Source organism: Mediterraneibacter catenae, assembly GCF_008691045.1.
In the GTDB taxonomy this organism is placed as follows: Bacteria; Bacillota; Clostridia; order Lachnospirales; family Lachnospiraceae; genus Mediterraneibacter; species Mediterraneibacter ornithocaccae.
This window is the reverse complement of sequence record NZ_VMSO01000054.1, coordinates 1-1,308: the sequence shown is the minus strand read 5'-3', so window position 1 is coordinate 1,308 and position 1,308 is coordinate 1. Positions and strand designations below refer to the sequence as shown.

The following is a 1,308-nucleotide window of genomic DNA, read 5'->3' as shown; positions in this document are numbered from 1 at the left end:
ATAAACTGACCATCCTTCACGGTCAATCTGACCACCTTTCACGGAGATTCAGATCACTGATCTCGGAGAGGGATAGTCGGCGATCAAAGTCATTCTTATAATGATGATGGCACACATTCGTGTGACTATCATTTAAGGAGGACGATGATCATGGTAGATTATCGCGAAATCCTGAGGCTCCAGAGCCTTGGGTACAACATCACACAGATCGCCGGATCGCTGCGCAGCTCCCGCAACACCGTAAGAGAAGTGGAACGGCTTGCAGATGAGAAAGGAATCCGGTGGCCGCTTGGAGAGAAAGTAACAAATCCACAGCTTTATGTTCTGCTTTATCCGGAACGACAGAAAAAAGCAAATGTTTATCTGGAACCGGACTGTGCCTGGATCCACCGCGAACTGGCGAAAAAAGGAGTGAACCTGACACTACTTTGGAAAGAATATCAGGCCAATTGCTCCAATGCCGGGCGTGTCCCCTACCAGTATACACAGTTTTGTGACATTTACCGGGCATGGGCAAAAAAGTCTAAAGCTACGATGAGGATCCATCATAAGCCCGGAGATGCCATGGAAGTGGACTGGGCAGGCGGGACACTGCCGATCAAAGATCCTGTTACTGGAGAGACTGTTCCTGCATACCTTTTTGTAGGGGTCCTTCCCTGCAGCTGCTATGTTTATGCTGAGCTCTGCAGTGACATGAAGTCTGAAAACTGGCTGCTCTGCCATGTGCATGCCTATGAGTATTTCGGCGGCGTACCCAGGCTGACGATCCCAGACAATCTCCGTACCGGTGTGCTGAAAAACACCCGTCTGGATACAGTCCTGAACCGCAGCTATTCGGAGCTTGCCGATCACTATGGTACTGCGATTGTTCCCGCGCGCGTTCGCCGTCCGCAGGATAAGAGCCATGCCGAGGGCAGTGTCTCTTATGCCTCTACGTGGATCCTGGCAGCGCTGCGGAACGAAACCTTCTTCTCCCTGGCCGACGCAAAAGAAGCCGTTGCTGAAAAGCTGGAAGAACTCAACGGTTATGCCTTTAAGAAACGGGAAGGGAACCGCTGCGATGCTTATATCCATGAGGAAAAAGAATTCATGCAGCCGCTCCCTGCCAATCCCTATGAACCGTCTCTCTGGTCGGATCAGACAGTTCTTCTTGATTATACCGTAACTGACGGATTAAACAAGTATTCTGTCCCATATGACCTGATTGGGGAATCGGTCAGCGTCCGTGTTACGCGCAATACAGTGGAAGTATTCTTCCACGGAAACCGGGTGGCTGTCCATCCAAGAGAGACCGGCCGTAAGCGGGAC

General features: G+C 51.0%; 1 protein-coding gene. It reads left to right on the top strand.

Features of this window, described 5'->3' with window-relative positions:
• Window positions 1–150: 150 nt before the first annotated feature.
• A partial coding sequence (gene istA, locus FNY66_RS15315) for an IS21 family transposase (RefSeq protein WP_229409558.1) occupies window positions 151–1,308 on the top strand: 1,158 nt, incomplete at its 3' end.